Raw genomic sequence first — 16,037 nt, forward strand, 5'->3', positions numbered from 1 at the left:
CAAGGACCGTTGTAAATGCCGCGCCCCCTGCATCCGATCTCGCCGGGCACGCGAACCGTGCTCGGCATTTCCTTCTTCGTGCTGTTCGTCGTTTTCTGGGCGTGGATCACGCTTGGCGGCCACGTCAACCGCATCTTTCTCGCCGATCCGCTGTCGATGCTGCGGGATGGCTGGCGGCTGCTGGTCGAGGACCGGTTCTGGCTCGACATACTGATCACCATCTGGCGCGTCTTCGGCGGCTTCGTGCTGGCATCGGCCGTCGCCGTGCCGCTGGGCATAGCGATGGGCGCGTGGAAACCTGTCGAGGCGTTCCTGGAGCCGTTCGTCTCCTTCGCCCGCTACCTGCCGGCCTCGGCCTTCATTCCGCTGCTCATCCTTTGGGCCGGCATAGGCGAACTGGAGAAGCTGCTGGTCATCTTCGTCGGCTCCGTGTTCCAGATCATCCTGATCATCGCGGTAAAGGTCGGCTCAACGCGCCGCGATCTCGTCGAGGCGGCCTACACGCTCGGCTCCACGGACAACGGCATCGTCAAGCGTGTAATCATGCCCGCCAATGCGCCCGAGATCGCCGAGACGCTGCGGCTGGTGCTCGGCTGGGCTTGGACCTATGTCATCGTCGCCGAACTGATCGGCTCGTCGTCGGGCATCGGCTACATGATCATCAACAGCCAGTCGCGACTGGCAACCGGCCAGATCATCTTCGGCATCATCGTCATCGGGCTGATCGGGCTGTTGTCCGATCTTGCCTTCAAGGCGCTTAATCGCTGGCTCTTCCCATGGAGCCTGGCATGAGCAAGCTTCTCATCGAGGGCGTCTCGCGCACGTTCGCCGGCGTGCGCGGCGGCTCACCGGTCCAGGCGCTGATGCCTGTCGACCTGGCGGTCGCGGCCAATGATTTCATCACCATCCTGGGACCTTCGGGATGCGGGAAGTCGACGCTCTTGCGCATCGTCGCCGGGCTGGAGGCGCCGAGCGAAGGGCGCGTGCTGCTCGACGGCAAAGCGGTGACCCGGCCGGGGCCGGATCGCGGCATGGTCTTCCAGTCCTATACGCTGTTCCCATGGCTGACGGTCGCCGAAAACATCGCCTTCGGCCTGCGCGAACGCGGCATGGCCGAGCGGGAGAGGGGCGAAATCGTCGCCTCCTATATCGACCTCGTCGGGCTGAAGGGCTTCGAGAACCACTGGCCGAAGCAACTTTCCGGCGGCATGCAGCAGCGCACGGCGATCGCCAGGGCGCTCGCCAATGACCCCGCGATCCTTTTGCTGGACGAGCCGTTCGGCGCGCTCGACAACCAGACGCGCGGGCTGATGCAGGAACTGCTGCTCGGCATCTGGGAACGGCGCAAGAAGACGGTTCTGTTCGTCACCCACGACATCGAGGAGGCGATCTTCATGGCATCGCGCGTGGTGGTGATGACGGCCAGGCCCGGCCGGATCAAGTCGGACGTCACCATCGACCTGCCGCACCCGCGCCACTACACGCTGAAGACCAGTCCGGAATTCTCCGTGTTGAAGGCGCGGCTGACCGAGGACATCCGCGTCGAGGCGATGCGGTCGACAGAGGTGCTCTGAGGCGCGCCTCTATGCCGCCAGCAACTGCTTGCGGTCGACGCGCTCCTGCTGCGGCGAGCGGGCGTAGAGCTCGCGGTAGCATTTCGAGAAATGCGAGGCCGAAACGAAGCCGCAGGCGACCGCCACCTCGACCACCGGCATCGAGGACTGAATCAAGAGATGCCTTGCACGGTCGAGGCGGATTTCGAGATAGTAGCGGGCCGGCGAGCGTCCCATCTCGGTGCGGAACAGCCGCTCGATCTGGCGACGCGACAGGTCGACATGGTCGGCGATCTCGATCAGCGACAGCGGCTCCGACAGATTGCCTTCCATCAGTTCGATGATGGTCAGCACTTTCGAGTTCTGTACGCCGAGCCGGGCGCGCAGCGGCAGGCGCTGGCGGTCGGTTGGGCTGCGCACACGGTCGGTCAGCACCTGTTCGCAGACGCGGTTGACGAGATTCTCGTCGAAATCGTCGCCGATCAGCTTCAGCATCATGTCGAGCGCGGCGGTGCCGCCGGCGCAGGTGTAGATGTTCTGGTCGATCTCGAACAGGTCGGCAAAGACATTGGCTTTCGGGAATGCCTCGGAGAAGCCGGGCAGGTTCTCCCAATGGATGGCGCAGCGCTTGTTGGACAACAGGCCGGCAGCGGCCAGAACATGCGCTCCGGTGCACAGGCCGCCGACGGAGACGCCGCGATTGTATTCCTCGCGCAGCCAGGCAAAGGCGGACTTGTTCTGGTAGCGCTCGACATTGGTGCCGCTACAGACGATGGCCATGTTGGGGCGATCCGGCCCTCCCATCTTCCTGCGCTCCTCCTCCAGCGAGGTGTTGACCGCGCATTCGACACCGTTCGAAGCGCGCACCGGCTTGCCGTCGATGCTGGCGAGGCGCCATCGATAGGCCTCGTAGCCGAGCATGCGATTGGCCGAGCGCAGCGGGTCGAGCGCCGTCGCAAACGCGATCATGGTGAAGTCGGGAATGAGAAAAAATACAAACGATCGCTTGATCGGATGCTTAACGGCGTTCACGGGAACCTCACGCAGCCATGGCGCGAACAGAATGTCGCGAATAGCATAGCGACAACAGGAAAAACCATCCTTGTCAATCGGCTAAGGAGCTTTAGCAAGATTTAATTTGCGACATGGGTCGCAAATGGGCAATCGTGTTGCGATGCCGCGCAGCCGCGGCGCCGTTCGTGATGGAAGCGCCGTCAGGGTGTGCAAACAAACGCCGCCTCGGCGGAACCGGGCGGCGTCATCTATTCAGGCAGCGCGAGGGAGCGCTGCCTGCGGGATCGGTTCAGGCGACGAAACCGAGGCGTGCGGCAGCCATGGCGCCGGTCTGGCCGGGCATGGTGTTGGCGAGGCGCTGGCGCTCGAGGGCCGTGGTCAGGTTCATTTCGCGGCGAGGGAAAAGGCGGGCAAAAAGCTTCATGTTCATCTCCAATCGGTTGCTCAGACGGGTCGCCTTCGCTTGATGGAGTGGGGCAGCTCGTTTGCTGGCGTGGATATAGGCTTGTGTAAGTAAAAACTAAATCGCAAAAGCGAAGCACTTGATATGAAAAGCGACACGCAAGGCGGGAGCCTTTGTAGGCACTCCCGGATTTTTCGTTAGCTTACAAAGCGTTAGCTCAAAACCCAGCCGCTATGCGGCTTGTTCATATGCGCCATGCAGCGGCAGCATGGCTCCGAAATTCATGTGAACGCAAATAAAACGGCAAAACAGGTCGGTAAAACAAGAAGACCTGCCCGGCGGTTTGCGCGGCAGGCCTTCAATGCATGATACACACGGTTTACTTTGCTCCAGCCCAGGATCCGACGCCGGCGCGTATGCCGGCCTTCGTGTCGGCCGCTTCAGGCCAGCCAATATCCTTCTGCAGCTCGATCGGCAGGGAGCGGATGGCGCGTTCGGTCTGGTAGCGGGCGCGGGCCGCGCTGAATTCGGTCGCAAGCCGACCGATGGATGACAGGATAGACATTTCGATCTCCTCATGTCGGGGCGGAAGTGCCCGGCAATGCCTTACGTCAGGTCTGTATCAGCTTCATTGCATGTCGAAGGCAGGTCTGTGTCGTGATCGTTTCGTGGCTGCCTTGGCAGCATCCTGCTTCGATGGAGTTGACTATGCGCTCGAACTGATGTTCAATCAAACGAAATGGAATGATAGTTTGCATCAGAAAAATTGAAGGTCGATCGTCATGAACGCCCCACTCAATCATCCGCTGCCGCTGCTGGACCTCGACGTGCTGCGCACTTTCGTGGCGATCGCCGAAACCGGCAGCTTCACCACCGCGGCCAATGCGGTCTTCCGTACGCCCTCGGCGGTCTCCATGCAGATCAAGAAGCTGGAAGATATTCTGGGCCGCTCGGTGTTCGCGCGCGATGCGCGCTCGGTGACGCTGACCACCGACGGGGAAATGCTGCTGGGCTATGCCCGTCGTCTGCTGTCGATCAATCGCGAGGCGGTGTCCAAGTTCATCATTCCCGATATTGTCGGCGTGGTGCGGCTGGGTTCGCCGGACGATTATGGCGAGCGCGTGCTGCCGCATGTGCTGAAGCGTTTTGCGCAGTCGCATCCATCGATCGCCGTCGACGTCACCATCGACCAGAGCAGCAATCTGCGCCGGCGCATGGATGACCGGGCGCTCGACATCACGCTGCTCACCAATTCCTACAAGACCAGCGCGCTCGGCGCCGAGGTGCTGTTGACGGAGCCGATCGTCTGGGCCGGCGCCAAGGGCGGCTGCGCGCATCTGCGCGAACCCTTGCCGGTGTCGCTGTGGGAAGAGGGCTGCGCCTGGCGGGCAGGGGCGCTCGAAGCGCTGAGCCGCGAGGGCCGCAACTACCGCATCGCGTATATGAGCGCGCATACGGCCGGCCAGCGCGCCGCCATCATGTCAGATCTCGCCGTGGCGCCGCTGCCGAAGTCTTTCCTCGGCAACGACATGGTCGAGCTCTGCCCCAAGGACGGCATGCCCGATATCGGCACCTATAACCTCGCCATGGTGGTAGCGCCGGACGCCAGCGCGCCGGTCAAGGCGGTGGCCGACCACATCCGGGCGACGTTCGAAGTCTTCCGGGAAACCGGCAAGTTCTGATCAACCGGGGTGCTCTGACTGGAGGCTCTGCCCCGAAGCCTCGGTGGACGGCGCTTCGAAGCTTGCGCCGGCGCCTTCAACAAGGGGCGAGGGGTTCTCGGTCAGAAACGCCACGATCCGTTCGCGCGCGCGGCGCGATTCCGGCATGTCGATCAGCGGCCAGACGTGGAACATGCCTTCCTCGTGCACGAGCTCTACCTCGACGCCAGCGGCCCGTGCTTTTTGTGCGAAGATCAGATTGTCGGGCGTGAGAAGATCGCGAGAGCCCGCCAGGAGCAATGTCCTGGGCAGCACCGAGAGGTCGCCATAGACGGGGCTGATATGCCAGTCCGTCGGGTCTATTCCGGCACTGTAGAGCCGGATAGCCTCCCGTCCGCCCGCGATGCCCAGCCAGGGATCGTTCCGCTCCGCCTCGAACACCTCGGGGTTTGCAAGCGAGACGTCGAGACCGGGTGAGATCAGCACATGGCGCGACGGCAAGGGCAGGCCTTCTTCGGCAGCCATCATGGTCAGCACCACGGCCATGTTGCCGCCCGCGGAATCGCCCATGAAGATGATGTCTTCCGCCTCCGTCTCGCCGAGCATCCGGCGATAGACGTCGCCGACCATGCCGAACATGGCGTGGAAGTCATGCTCGGGCGCGATGGGATAGATGGGCACAGTAAAGGCATAGCCCAGCCGGTCGGCCATGTCGGCGATCAGGTGCCAATGATAGGGCGTGATTTCAAAGACATAGGCGCCGCCGTGCAGATAGAGAACCCGCTTGCGCTCGCCGGCCCTGGGGGCGATCTCGTAGACGGGAAAGCCGTCGACGGTGCGCGTCTCGATTTTGAAGCGCTGCTGCACTGACACCGGAGGGTGATGGTCCTCTGTCCGGCGCGCCGCAGCGATCCAGCGCTGCAGGTTTTCCGGGCTGGAAAACGCCTTCTTGCGACTGTGCCTGAGCACGAAGGATACGACGTGGCTTTTCAAACTTGGCATGCGGATACACGAACTTCGGCGGCTGCCGACTAAGAGAAGTCCCCTTCATATTTGAAGATCGTGCCCTGGTCGAAGATGTCAAGATTTACGCTGTGTGCACACGTCGCTGTGATGGGCCCTGCATTTCTCGCGGGAGGGATCAGCGCTGCGGCAGAAGGGCTGCGCGCAGGCGGTTGCTGGTGACGGCCGGAGCCCCGCGCGGGCTCCGGCGCGTGCCGAGCAGTTTGCACTTTTCGGCGAAGGTCATCAGCGCGTAAAGCCCAAAAGCAGGGCGGAAAGCGCCGCCTGCGGGTCGCTGGGCGGCGAGGCCGGCCAGCCGATGTCTTTCTGGACATGCGCCGGCAGGCTGTTCAGGGCGCGGACGGCCTTGTTCCTGGCACGGGCCTGCCTGATGGTCGCACCGTAGCGGCCGAGATTTTCGAACATCGACATTTTCATCTCCCTTGAAGAACGGCGGCGGCCGAGGATTATCTTCGACCGCCGTTCGATGCCGGGTAAATGCGCCTGCCATGTATCGGTCGGATTTCGCGAAAACGGTGATTTGGTTTCCGGATCAGTCATTCCGGAAACATTTGCATACAAATGAAATTGCAGGGCGATTGACACCCCCGAGCGATCGCTTCTTGGCCGCGTCCAAGAGGGCGTGCCGCGATCCTACCTAGCTTGCCCGTTGACAGCAGATGGCGGATGTCTGCTATTGTGCATTGCAGCATCGGGGGTGCGGGTAAGGAGTATGGCGTGAATGACATTCACAGTATCCAATACCTTCGAGGACTCGCCGCTTCCGCGGTAGTTTGCTTTCACATCAACGAACAGTTCGGCGGTCCGTTCGCGGTCGGTGCTGCTGGCGTCGACCTGTTTTTTGTCATCAGCGGTTTCATCATGTGGGTGACCACGGCCGATCGCCCTGCCAATCCACGGCGTTTCATATGGCGTCGGATTGTTCGCATCGTGCCGCTCTATTGGATCGTCACGGTGCTGACCGCGCTGGCAATTTTCCTCAAGCCGCAATTTCTCTACGGACATGTGCTGAGCCCGGAAAATTTTTTCGGCTCGCTGGTGTTTCTTCCGATCGTGCAGGATGGGGTACTTCATCCCGTGGTGATCCAGGGCTGGACGCTGTGCTATGAAATGATGTTTTACGTCATTTTCGCCTTGGCGCTCTTTTTAGGCGAGAAGCAGCGTTTTGCCGCGCTGATCGGCGTGCTGACGGTGATGGTCGCATCGAACTTGCTGCTCAAAGGCTACCGCTTTACCTCTCCCCTCATGCTCGAGTTCGCGGCCGGCATTGTTATCGGGCGGCTGTGGATGGAGGATATTCGGCTCCGGCTTGTGCTGGCGCTGGCGCTGGTTGTTGGCGGATTTCTCCTGTTGATGACGATCCAGATGCTTGACCCCGAGCTGCCTCGTGTTCTGCGTTGGGGTATTCCGGCGACCCTGATCGTTGCCGGAGCGGTTTTTGCCGAGCGTGCCAGACCGTTCAACCCCGTGGCCCTGCTTACATTTTTTGGTAGTGCCTCGTATTCGATCTACTTGTGGCATGTGCTGGTGGTTGTCGTGGTAACTGGCATCATGCTGCGGCTTGGGGTTCCGCCAAATTGGCAGCCGGCGCCGATTGCCTTGATCAGCATCGCGCTTTCCGCGATGCTTTACCTGTCGATTGAAAAGCCGCTGACGGGCTTTCTCAACCGGTCGCGCGTCAAAAGCATGCCGTTGCTGGCTCAGCGGCCCAGCTTGCGCTTGCCATCGAATGAGGCAAACGACTGACAAGCGGCCAAGGCGCCTCGGCGTTGCATTGTGCCCTAATTTTATTCCCGGCCACGTCGCGCGGCGTGGCCTTCGCGCGAGCGCCGGCGCGGGGTGGCGTCGCCGGCGATGCCGTCTTCGCTCACCGTCTTGCGCGGCGGCAGCTTCACCGCCGCCGACAGTTTCGGGAACGGATCGACCTTGTTCGGCAACGCCATCGCATAGACGAAGTGCTCCTGGAATTTGGGCTCCAGTGCGGTCTCGATCTTCTCGATCTGGCTCACCGTCTCCTCGATCTCGCGACGATAGCCGCGATTGAGCAGCGCCATGCGCGCGCCCGCGCCGGCGGCGTTGCCGACGGCCGAGACCTTGTCGAGGTCGCAATCGGGGATCAGGCCCAGCACCATGGCGTATTTCGGATCGATGAAGGAGCCGAAGGCGCCGGCGAAGTGGATGCGGTCGACATGCTCGGTGTTCTGCTTTTCCATCAACAGCTTGGTGCCGGCATAAAGTGCTGCCTTGGCGAGTTGGATGGCGCGCACGTCGGTCTGGGTGATGGTGATTTTCGGCTCGCCTTCCTTCAGCACGTAGGAGAAGGTGCGGCCGTTGGCGACGATACGCGGCGAGCGCATGCTGAGCGATCCGTCGACGACGCCGTCTTCGGAAATGATGCCGGCCAGATACATCTCCGCAACGATCTCGATGATGCCGGAGCCGCAAATGCCGGTGACGCCGGTCGCCTGCACGCTGTCGAGGAAACCCGGCTCGTCGGACCACAGTTCAGAGCCGATGACGCGGTATTTGGGCTCCAGCGTGTCGGGATCGATGCGCACGCGCTCGATGGCGCCGGGCGCGGCGCGCTGGCCGCCGGAGATTTCGGCGCCTTCGAAGGCCGGGCCGGTGGGCGAGGAAGCAGCCACGACCCGCGCACGATTGCCGAGCACGATCTCGGCATTGGTGCCGACGTCGACGATCAGCATCATCTCGTCCTGACGATGCGGGCCCTCCGACAGCGTCACCGCCGCGGCGTCGGCGCCGACATGGCCGGCGATGCAGGGCAGCATGTAGAGACGTGCGCCCGGGTTGAGCTTGAGACCGATATCCGATGCCTTGATGCGCACCGCGCCCGAGACGGCGAGCGCGAAGGGCGCGCCGCCGAGCTCGGTCGGATCGATGCCGAGGAACAGATGGTGCATGATCGGATTGCCGACGAAGACGGAATCCAGGATGTCGTTGCGCTGGACACTGCCTTCCGCGCAGACCTTGTCGACGAGGCCCGAGATCGCCTCGCGCACGGCGACCGTCATGCCTTCGCGGCCATCCGGGTTCATCATCACATAGGAGACGCGGCTCATCAGATCCTCGCCGAAGCGGATCTGCGGGTTGGACGTCCCGGAGGAAGCGGCGACGCGGCCCGACAGCAGCGATACCAGATGCATGGCGATGGTGGTCGAGCCGATATCACAGGCCAGCCCATAGGCCTCGTTCTTGAGGCCAGGCCACAAAGCGATGACGCGCGCGATATCGCTGTCGGCATCCTTGTGGATGGCGGCGGTCGCGGTCCAGTTGCCCTTGCGCAAGATGCCCTGCACCTGCGGCAGCAAATAGAAGTCGAATTCGAGGTTCTTGAAGTTCCAGTCCTTCATCAGCGCGATCTTGAGCCGGTCGAGGTCGCCTGAAGGATTGTGCATGTCGGGTTCTTCGATCTCGACATAGCACATGCGGATCGCCGTATCGCGCGCGATCACCCTGGTGTCGGCATCCTTGCGGATGGTCTGTGCGTTGATGACCGTGTCCTGCGGCACGTCGATGACAAGGTCGCCGAGGATCTGCGCCGAGCAGGAGAGGCGGCGCCGTTCCGGCAGGCCGCGCACGCGCTCATAGCGCTCTTCCTTGGGCCCCTTGGACGAGATGTGGTCGTTGGAGGAGACGATCTTGTGCTTGGCGAAATTGCCTTCCTGCACCTCGATCTGGCAGCGCCCGCAAGTGGCGCGCCCGCCGCACACGCTTTCGACATAGACGCCGAGCTGGCGCGCGGCGTCGAGCACCGGCGTGCCGACCGGAAACCGCCCGCGTTTGCCCGACGGCATGAACAGCACGAGCGGATCGGTGATGTTGGTATGCGAATTCACGATTGCGCGCTTATCCCCTTGCCATGCGGGCTTCACGACCGCCACGACGGCGACCGCCATTGCCGCCGCCTTCGCCTGGTGCATTGACCGCCGTCGGAGCGGCGACCGCCTGGCCGCCTTCGGCCGGCTTGTAATCCTTATAGGTGCGAATCCAGTTGGTGCAATTCTCGTCGGTGCCGTTCAGAACGTTGGCGCCGCGCACGGCTTCCATTTCCTGCGGACGCACCGGGTTCATGATGGCCGATGTCATGCCGGCGCCGATCACCATCGGGATGAAGGCGGCGTTGATGCCGTGGCGGTGCGGCAGGCCGAAGGAGATGTTGGACAGGCCGCAGGTGGTGTTGACCTTCAGTTCCTCGCGCAGGCGCCGCAGCAGGGCGAACACCTGGCGGCCGGCGTCGCCGAGCGCGCCGATCGGCATGACCAGCGGGTCGACGACGACGTCATGCGCCGGAATGCCGAAATCGGCGCAGCGCTGCACGATCTTCTTGGCGACGGCGAAGCGCACATCCGGATCCATCGAAATGCCGGTCTCGTCATTGGAGATGGCGACGACCGGCACGTTGTATTTCTTGATCAGCGGCAGGATGGCTTCGAGTTTTTCCTCCTCGCCGGTGACGGAGTTGACCAGCGGGCGGCCCTTGGCGACCTTGAGCGCTGCCTCGATCGCGGCGGTGACCGAGGAGTCGATCGACAGCGGCAGGTCGACCAGGCCCTGCACGATCTCCAGCGTCTGCACCAGCAGCGCCGGTTCGGTCGCGTTGGGGTCGACGGCGGTGACGCCGGCATTGACGTCGAGCATGGTGGCGCCGCAAGCGGCCTGTTCCAGCGCGTCCTTGATGACGGTTTCGAAATTGCCGGCGACCATCTCGGCGGCGAGCTTCTTGCGGCCGGTCGGGTTGATGCGCTCGCCAATCACGCAGAAGGGCTGGTCGAAGCCGATGATGATTTCTCGTGTCGCCGAGGCAACGATGGTCCGGGTCATGAAATCTCTCCGTCGTGATATAAAGAGTTCTTTATATCGTTATCTCTTGTCGATCAAGCGAATGGTGGCTGTCCGCGCAAGTCAATGCGCGGTCTTCACCATGTCCACCTGGGTTTCGGTAACATCGTCGTGCAGGATATGGTCGAGCCGGTCGGCGACCATCTGGTCGTCGCGGCGGATTTCGCGCTTCCACGGCTGGCGGCCCTTCAGCACGCCCGATTCATCGACGATCTCGGCGACATACTCCTCCTGGCGGTAGGCCATCACATGGACGCCTGAAACGCCTGGGATTTCCTTCACCTCGTTGATGATGTCGATGCAGAGCTGCTTGCCTTCCTTCTTCTGGTCCTGGGCGCCTTCCAGCCGCTTGATGACGGTATCGGGAATATGGATTCCCGGCACGTTGGAGCGGATCCATTTGGCGGTCTTGGCCGAGGCGAGCGGTCCGACACCGCACAGGACGAACACCTTCTCCGTGTGGCCCAGATCGCGTGCCTTTTGCATGAAGGCCTTGAACATCGGCACGTCGAAACAATACTGCGTTTGAATGAACTGCGCGCCGGCGGCGATCTTCTTGCCGAGATGGATCGGGCGGAAATCGAAGGGCGGCGCGAATGGATTGACGGCCGCGCCGAGGAACAGCTGCGGCGGCGTGGTGAGCTTGCGTCCCGACAGGAACTTGCCGTTGTCGCGCATGATGCGGATGGTTTCGAGCAGCGACATGGAATCGAGGTCGAACACCGGCTTGGCGCCGGGCTGGTCGCCGGCCTGCACGCCGTCGCCGGTCAGGCACAGCATGTTGGCGACGCCCATGGCAGCCCCGCCCAGCACGTCGCCCTGGATGGCAATGCGGTTCTTGTCCCGGCAGGCGATCTGCATGATCGGTGCGTAGCCCATACGGGTCAGGAGCGCGCAGATGCCGACCGACGACATATGGCAATTGGCGCCCGACGCATCGACGGCGTTGATGGCATCGACCCAGCCGTCGAAGATCTTCGCCCTGTTGTAGACGTCTTCGGGATCGGCGCTGTCGGGCGGGTTGAGCTCGGTGGTGACCGCGAATTCACCGCGTCGCAGGACGCGTTCGAGCCGGCCGCGCGAGGTGTGGCCGGGCAAGGGGTCGAGCGGCAGATGGATGCCGGCCGGGTTCTCGTCACGCTGGCGGGCGATCATGCGGCCGCTCCGGTCTTCGCATCGGCCGCGGCTTCACGGGCGGCTGCCGCCTGAGCGGTGACGCGCAGCCAGGCGGACGTTTCGCGCAGCGACTGGTCGACCGGCTTCTGCACGGCGAGAATCCTGTCGCCGTGCTCCATGTTGCGCGCCCCCTCCCAGGCCTTGACCCAGACGCAAGGCATGTCGGGCTCCACCTCGCAATTGCCGTTGGCGCGCACGCCGCCACAGGGGCCGTTGCGCAGCTGTTTTGGGCAGTTCATCGGGCACGACATGCCGGTCGAGGACAGGATGCACTGGCCGCACATGCGGCAGTCGAACATGAAGCCCTTGACGCGCTTTTCGACGAACTTCACCGGGGCCTCGACACGGCTGTAGCCGATGCCTTTCCACAAGGGATGCAGCAGGAGGAACGTGTCGGCGAAGCGGGCATAGAACCATTCGAGCAGGCGCGAGTGCCGGACCGACCATAATCTCACCGCGAAAGAACGCTGCACGCGGCGCTGCGGCGACACATCGGCCGGCTTGTAGTCGGATTTCGGTGCTGCCTTCTTGACCAGGGTGGCCTGGGTGACCGGCTGGAGGGCCGCCGGGCTCTCCTTGGCGGGAATGGTTTCAGACATTTTCTTTGCCGCCCGCCTTCACCAGAGCGACCAGCCGCTCGCGGTCATATTTCGCGTCGAGGTCCTGGAATGCCTTCTCGACCTCGGCTTCGAGGTCGTCGCCGACCGGAACCGGATCGGCCTTGCGCCATTCGGCCAGATAGTCGTCGGTGCCGCCGGCGCCGGTGCGCATGGCGCACATGTCGATCGCCTCGGTGAAGCGCAACGGCAGTTCGCGCTTGGCGTTCTGGCGGCCTTTCCTGACGATGACCTGGGCAGGGATGTCGCGCCAGTAGACGACGATCAGATCGGCCATGAATTCTCACTCCTCGATCTGCGAGCATTGCCGCATGCGCAATTGGGCCGCTTGTTATGGGACGACGCGCGCGCATTCAAAAGCGACGCATTTGGATGTCGTAAAATGAAAGGCAATCTTCAATGTCGGCCTGAGGCAGAAATCAGCAGGAATGATCGATGCTGCCATCGAAGCCATTGTGCCTCAGATCGGCAATGCGGACGATGATGCTCCGTTTGGGATCGAATGGAAGATCCTGAAAAGCGAAGTCGCGATAGAAGTCTCTTACGCCTTCGTCCAGCGGGTGTGTGATGACGCCGAAGCAGCCGATATTGCTGGAAAACCGCACCGCCGTCCTGAGCGCAAACAGGAGAAGGGAGCGCCCGCAGCCGCGTCCCTGATATTTGCGATCGACGGCCAACTGGCCGAGCAGGATTACCGGAATAGGATCAGGCCGATTACGCTGTGCCGATTTGGGCAGGTATGCGCGTTCGATCTGGCCAGCGCTCAGCGCAACGTAAGCCGCTATCCCACCGGTTCCGGAATCACAGACGAGGCTCGTCCGCGACAATCCATCCTGCTGGTTGCGCCATGCATGACGGCGAAGCCAGTTGTTCAACGACTCGCGACCGCAATCGAAAGCGTCCCAGTCGTCATCCCCGGCGAGCGGACGGGGTGGCGTCAGTCCCGCCATACTGGCCTGGACGCAGCAAGCCTTTGCAGTCTGGGCTCGGTCTTTGGTGTCGATTTCGCCCAGGCCTCGAATTGTTCCCAATCGACGACGGGAATAACGACGACACGACCGCCCAAAACCTCCATCTCGGCGGCCTCAACAGCCTTGCGCCGAATGAAGTCGCTCAGATTTGTATGAGCCTGCTTGGCGGCGGCCTCGAGAATGTCACGCTCGTCCGAGGTGACGCGAACGCTGACAGGCGCCATGCTGGACATCGATAGGGCTCCATATTTTGTATGACAATAGCATACGATCGCCCGTATCGCCAGCGCTACCAGATGCCGGTTCTGAGCCCGGTCCAGAGATAGAACCAGATCGTCGGGTGGTACCACTGTTTAGATGGCAGGCTTGGATCGAACGTCACGAGTTTTCCGGCCAGAGCATCGCTGACCGCCTCGACGCAGATGTCGCGCGAAAACGCCGTTTGGCGCAGCGCATAGCTTGAGATCGTGTCGCCTGGTTTCGGCTGGCCGTATGCCTGTTTCAGCACGCCGCCCGTGTCCACGCCGGCATCGACCAGATGCACCGTGGTGCCGAAATTCGCGGAATCGCCGGATGCCAAAGCCCAGTAGCCGCCGTTCATGCCGCGATATTTCGGCGTGATGCCTGCGTGATAGTTGAGCACCGGGCAAGGCATCCTGGCCAACACGTCCTTCGACAGGAGTCGGCAGCCGTTAAGCAGGACGACGCCTGGCTGGATTCTCTGGATCGCCGCGAGACACTCCGGCCCATTGGCCGAGGCAACATGGATGATCTCCTGGCCCGGCCGCGGCTCGGTATCGAGCTTCTCCTGCGCAATCAACCGGGCGGCATGGCTGGCGTAGAGCCGCTTGCCCAGCCTGCTCAGCACCATCGTGCCGAACTGGCCGATGGCCTGCAGCCAGCCCTGGCGACGGGCACGGCCAAGCAGCAATCGCTTTTTGGATTCAGGGACTTCCAGGATCACGATGACTGGGCCGACACGATCGGCAATGGCGTTGACCATTGCCCATACGTGCTGGCCGCCTCCGGTGACAACCACGATCGGTCTCGGATTGGTTTCCGGTACTGCCATTGATCTTGCCACCCCCGGGACCAACTGCCACGGCCGGAGCTTAGACGAGGCGGGTTAATCCTTGGTATGCCGGAGTCGTCAGGAAGGCTCCGCTCAGCGCTTGAACTCCATGATGTCGAGCTTCGATTCGTAATAGGGAGCGGGGAACTCGATGCGCCATTCCCCGGCGCTATTGCGGAAGGCGTAGCCGACCTGGTCGGTCCGGGGGCCGCTGCCATAGGGTTTTGCCTGATCGTTGTTGACGGAACCGGAGCCGAGATAGATCGCGCGCTTTTCGCCGTCGTCGAAGAAGCGGCCCTTGGTGCGCTGCGAGCCGGTGAGCTTTTCCAGCCGCCAGCCGGAGCCGTCGTCGGTCACCCTGCATTTGAACCAGCCATAGATAACGAGCGGGCTGAGCCCGCCCACCTTGATTGTGCGGCATTGCCATTTGCCGGTGAGGTCCTTGTCGGAGAAGGCAACCAGCGGCTTGGCCAGCAAGGCCTCGAGCTGCCTGACCTCGCCAGGATTGCCCGCCTTCGCCTCGGCAAGAGCCGCCTTGCGCGTCTCGCCATATTTGTCCAGCCGCGCCTTGTCGGCGGCGGTGATCAGCTTCTGCACCTCGCCGTCAGCAAGCGCGGGCAAGGTGCAGCAGAGAAGGCCGGCAACGGCAAGCATCGGGCGAAGGGTCATCGGCATTCCTCGTCGGTGTCCGGCAGCCGACCACTGGACGGCGCCTTTGCATGGCTTGCGCGCAATTTACCCATTCGCGGCAGGCTGTCATCCGTGCTTAACAACGAAACCACGCCGCGATCCAAATTAAGGCAATTGGCCTGGGAACAGATCAATCTCCAGTAGAAGGCGGCGATCCGTCCTGTCTTCGCCTTCGGAAAGGGCGATAATCGCCAATCGCCGCGCAAGAGGGCCGCAGCCCAGCCAGCGTCAGACGTCAGCCGCGGCCTTGGCCAGCCCAGCCGTCAGATCGCCATAGCCTGTCGCGCGCCGCTCATAGACGAGGCCAAGCAGTTTCGCGGCCCTTTCCGCGACCTTGTCGAGCTCCGGATCGTCGGTCTGGGCCAGGTAGATCAGCTTCTCGTAATTGCCGAAATAGTCCTTGATCAGCTCCGGATGCCTGTCGAGGCCGAGCGGCTTCATGAAGAAGGCATCGAATTGGCGGCAGAGGAAATCGGTCATGTAGAAGGACATCATGTCGTCGTCGGCGACCTTCGCATAGGCATCCATGCCCTGGTAGAAGGCGAAGCAATGCGGACCGGCCATGCGTTCGACGCCATGCTTCTCGCAGACCCGATCGAGCAGGCCGCCGGTGCCGCAATCGGCGTAACCGACGAAGATGTTGCTGTAGCCTTCCGCCTTGGCCTTTTCGATGGCCTTGTCCATCGCCGGCGCGATGCGGTCCGGATAGAAATGAAACTCGGCCGGGAGGCATGTCAATTCGAGGTGATGGAGCCCGAGCTGTTCCTTGACGGCCAACACCTCGCGCGCAATCATCCCGCAGGCGATGATGAGCAGCTTGTCCGCTTGATTCTGCTTGGGTCTGGGCATCTTCATGAAACCAGCCGAGCCGGCTTTCGTTGCTGTGGGGCGATCTACCGAGAGAGGGATAAACCGTCGATGAAACTGTTACGCATTGCGCCAATCGCAATCCTGGCTTGTGCCCTGGCCCTTTCGGCCTGTGCCAACACCGTTCGCG

At 62.4% G+C, this 16,037-nt stretch carries 19 protein-coding genes; 4 read left to right on the plus strand and 15 right to left on the minus strand.

Annotated features, from left to right (window positions below):
- Positions 1–15: 15 nt before the first annotated feature.
- Both FJ490_RS12400 and FJ490_RS12405 read left to right on the plus strand, forming a co-directional pair.
- Positions 16–792 carry an ABC transporter permease gene (locus FJ490_RS12400; protein WP_140495640.1) on the plus strand — a complete coding sequence of 259 codons (777 nt, stop codon included), beginning with the start codon at positions 16–18 and terminating at the stop codon, positions 790–792.
- Positions 789–1,574, plus strand: a complete 786-nt coding sequence (locus FJ490_RS12405) for an ABC transporter ATP-binding protein (protein ID WP_140685530.1) — start codon at positions 789–791, stop codon at positions 1,572–1,574. The genes FJ490_RS12400 and FJ490_RS12405 overlap by 4 nt, the downstream gene beginning before the upstream one ends.
- Before the next feature lie 9 nt (positions 1,575–1,583).
- Here FJ490_RS12405 and FJ490_RS12410 read toward each other — a convergent pair whose 3' ends face one another.
- From FJ490_RS12410 to FJ490_RS12420, 3 genes are all read right to left on the minus strand, one after another.
- A complete protein-coding gene (locus tag FJ490_RS12410) occupies positions 1,584–2,585 on the minus strand; it encodes a GlxA family transcriptional regulator (protein ID WP_140495642.1) in 1,002 nt (333 codons plus the stop codon).
- A gap of 271 nt (positions 2,586–2,856) precedes the next feature.
- A complete protein-coding gene (locus tag FJ490_RS33520) occupies positions 2,857–2,991 on the minus strand; it encodes a hypothetical protein (protein ID WP_127853696.1) in 135 nt (44 codons plus the stop codon).
- Positions 2,992–3,349: 358 nt separating this feature from the next.
- The gene (locus FJ490_RS12420; protein WP_140495643.1) at positions 3,350–3,535 is read right to left on the minus strand and encodes a hypothetical protein; all 186 of its coding nucleotides are present in this window, start codon (positions 3,533–3,535) and stop codon (positions 3,350–3,352) included.
- Between the two features lie 217 nt (positions 3,536–3,752).
- Here FJ490_RS12420 and FJ490_RS12425 point away from each other — a divergent pair, with 217 nt between their 5' ends.
- Complete coding sequence (locus tag FJ490_RS12425; RefSeq protein WP_140495644.1) at positions 3,753–4,652, plus strand: LysR substrate-binding domain-containing protein; 900 nt, start codon at positions 3,753–3,755, stop codon at positions 4,650–4,652.
- On the opposite strand, the gene FJ490_RS12430 is transcribed toward FJ490_RS12425, so the two are convergent.
- Entirely contained in the window at positions 4,653–5,633 is a 981-nt protein-coding gene (locus FJ490_RS12430; protein ID WP_140728957.1) for an alpha/beta hydrolase, read from the minus strand.
- A gap of 246 nt (positions 5,634–5,879) precedes the next feature.
- Positions 5,880–6,239: a hypothetical protein gene (locus FJ490_RS33620; RefSeq protein WP_348640084.1), complete on the minus strand. Its 360-nt coding sequence runs from the start codon at positions 6,237–6,239 to the stop codon at positions 5,880–5,882.
- 132 nt (positions 6,240–6,371) lie between these two features.
- Between FJ490_RS33620 and FJ490_RS12440 the strand changes: the two genes are divergently transcribed.
- Positions 6,372–7,400 carry an acyltransferase gene (locus tag FJ490_RS12440; RefSeq protein WP_246672698.1) on the plus strand — a complete coding sequence of 343 codons (1,029 nt, stop codon included), beginning with the start codon at positions 6,372–6,374 and terminating at the stop codon, positions 7,398–7,400.
- A 41-nt stretch (positions 7,401–7,441) separates the two neighbouring features.
- Here the strand turns inward: FJ490_RS12440 and FJ490_RS12445 are convergent, their stop codons facing one another.
- The 10 genes from FJ490_RS12445 to FJ490_RS12490 all read right to left on the minus strand — a co-directional run bounded on the left by FJ490_RS12445 (position 7,442) and on the right by FJ490_RS12490 (position 15,895).
- Positions 7,442–9,571, minus strand: a complete 2,130-nt coding sequence (locus FJ490_RS12445; RefSeq protein ID WP_140728955.1) for an ASKHA domain-containing protein — start codon at positions 9,569–9,571, stop codon at positions 7,442–7,444.
- Positions 9,522–10,496, minus strand: coding sequence for a methyltetrahydrofolate cobalamin methyltransferase (locus tag FJ490_RS12450; RefSeq protein ID WP_140564154.1), 975 nt, complete (start codon positions 10,494–10,496; stop codon positions 9,522–9,524). Before FJ490_RS12450 ends, FJ490_RS12445 begins: the two co-directional genes overlap by 50 nt.
- Before the next feature lie 81 nt (positions 10,497–10,577).
- A complete protein-coding gene (locus tag FJ490_RS12455; RefSeq protein WP_140675233.1) occupies positions 10,578–11,669 on the minus strand; it encodes a methylenetetrahydrofolate reductase in 1,092 nt (363 codons plus the stop codon).
- Positions 11,666–12,289 carry a methylenetetrahydrofolate reductase C-terminal domain-containing protein gene (locus FJ490_RS12460; RefSeq protein WP_140555039.1) on the minus strand — a complete coding sequence of 208 codons (624 nt, stop codon included), beginning with the start codon at positions 12,287–12,289 and terminating at the stop codon, positions 11,666–11,668. The genes FJ490_RS12455 and FJ490_RS12460 overlap by 4 nt, the downstream gene beginning before the upstream one ends.
- Positions 12,282–12,584: a virulence factor gene (locus tag FJ490_RS12465; protein WP_140555040.1), complete on the minus strand. Its 303-nt coding sequence runs from the start codon at positions 12,582–12,584 to the stop codon at positions 12,282–12,284. Before FJ490_RS12465 ends, FJ490_RS12460 begins: the two co-directional genes overlap by 8 nt.
- Before the next feature lie 142 nt (positions 12,585–12,726).
- Positions 12,727–13,257 (minus strand): GNAT family N-acetyltransferase, encoded by a 531-nt coding sequence (locus FJ490_RS12470; protein WP_140728954.1) that lies wholly within the window; start codon positions 13,255–13,257, stop codon positions 12,727–12,729.
- Complete coding sequence (locus FJ490_RS12475) at positions 13,245–13,511, minus strand: DUF6290 family protein (RefSeq protein WP_140521108.1); 267 nt, start codon at positions 13,509–13,511, stop codon at positions 13,245–13,247. Before FJ490_RS12475 ends, FJ490_RS12470 begins: the two co-directional genes overlap by 13 nt.
- Positions 13,512–13,567: 56 nt before the next feature.
- The gene (locus FJ490_RS12480; protein ID WP_140728953.1) at positions 13,568–14,350 is read right to left on the minus strand and encodes a formyl transferase; all 783 of its coding nucleotides are present in this window, start codon (positions 14,348–14,350) and stop codon (positions 13,568–13,570) included.
- 93 nt (positions 14,351–14,443) lie between these two features.
- Positions 14,444–15,019, minus strand: coding sequence for a DUF4893 domain-containing protein (locus FJ490_RS12485; RefSeq protein WP_140728952.1), 576 nt, complete (start codon positions 15,017–15,019; stop codon positions 14,444–14,446).
- 249 nt (positions 15,020–15,268) lie between these two features.
- Positions 15,269–15,895 carry a DUF1638 domain-containing protein gene (locus tag FJ490_RS12490; protein WP_140564151.1) on the minus strand — a complete coding sequence of 209 codons (627 nt, stop codon included), beginning with the start codon at positions 15,893–15,895 and terminating at the stop codon, positions 15,269–15,271.
- Between the last annotated feature and the right edge of the window lie 142 nt (positions 15,896–16,037).

The sequence above is a fragment of the Mesorhizobium sp. B2-5-11 genome, from assembly GCF_006440835.1.
Taxonomy (GTDB): Bacteria; Pseudomonadota; Alphaproteobacteria; order Rhizobiales; family Rhizobiaceae; genus Mesorhizobium.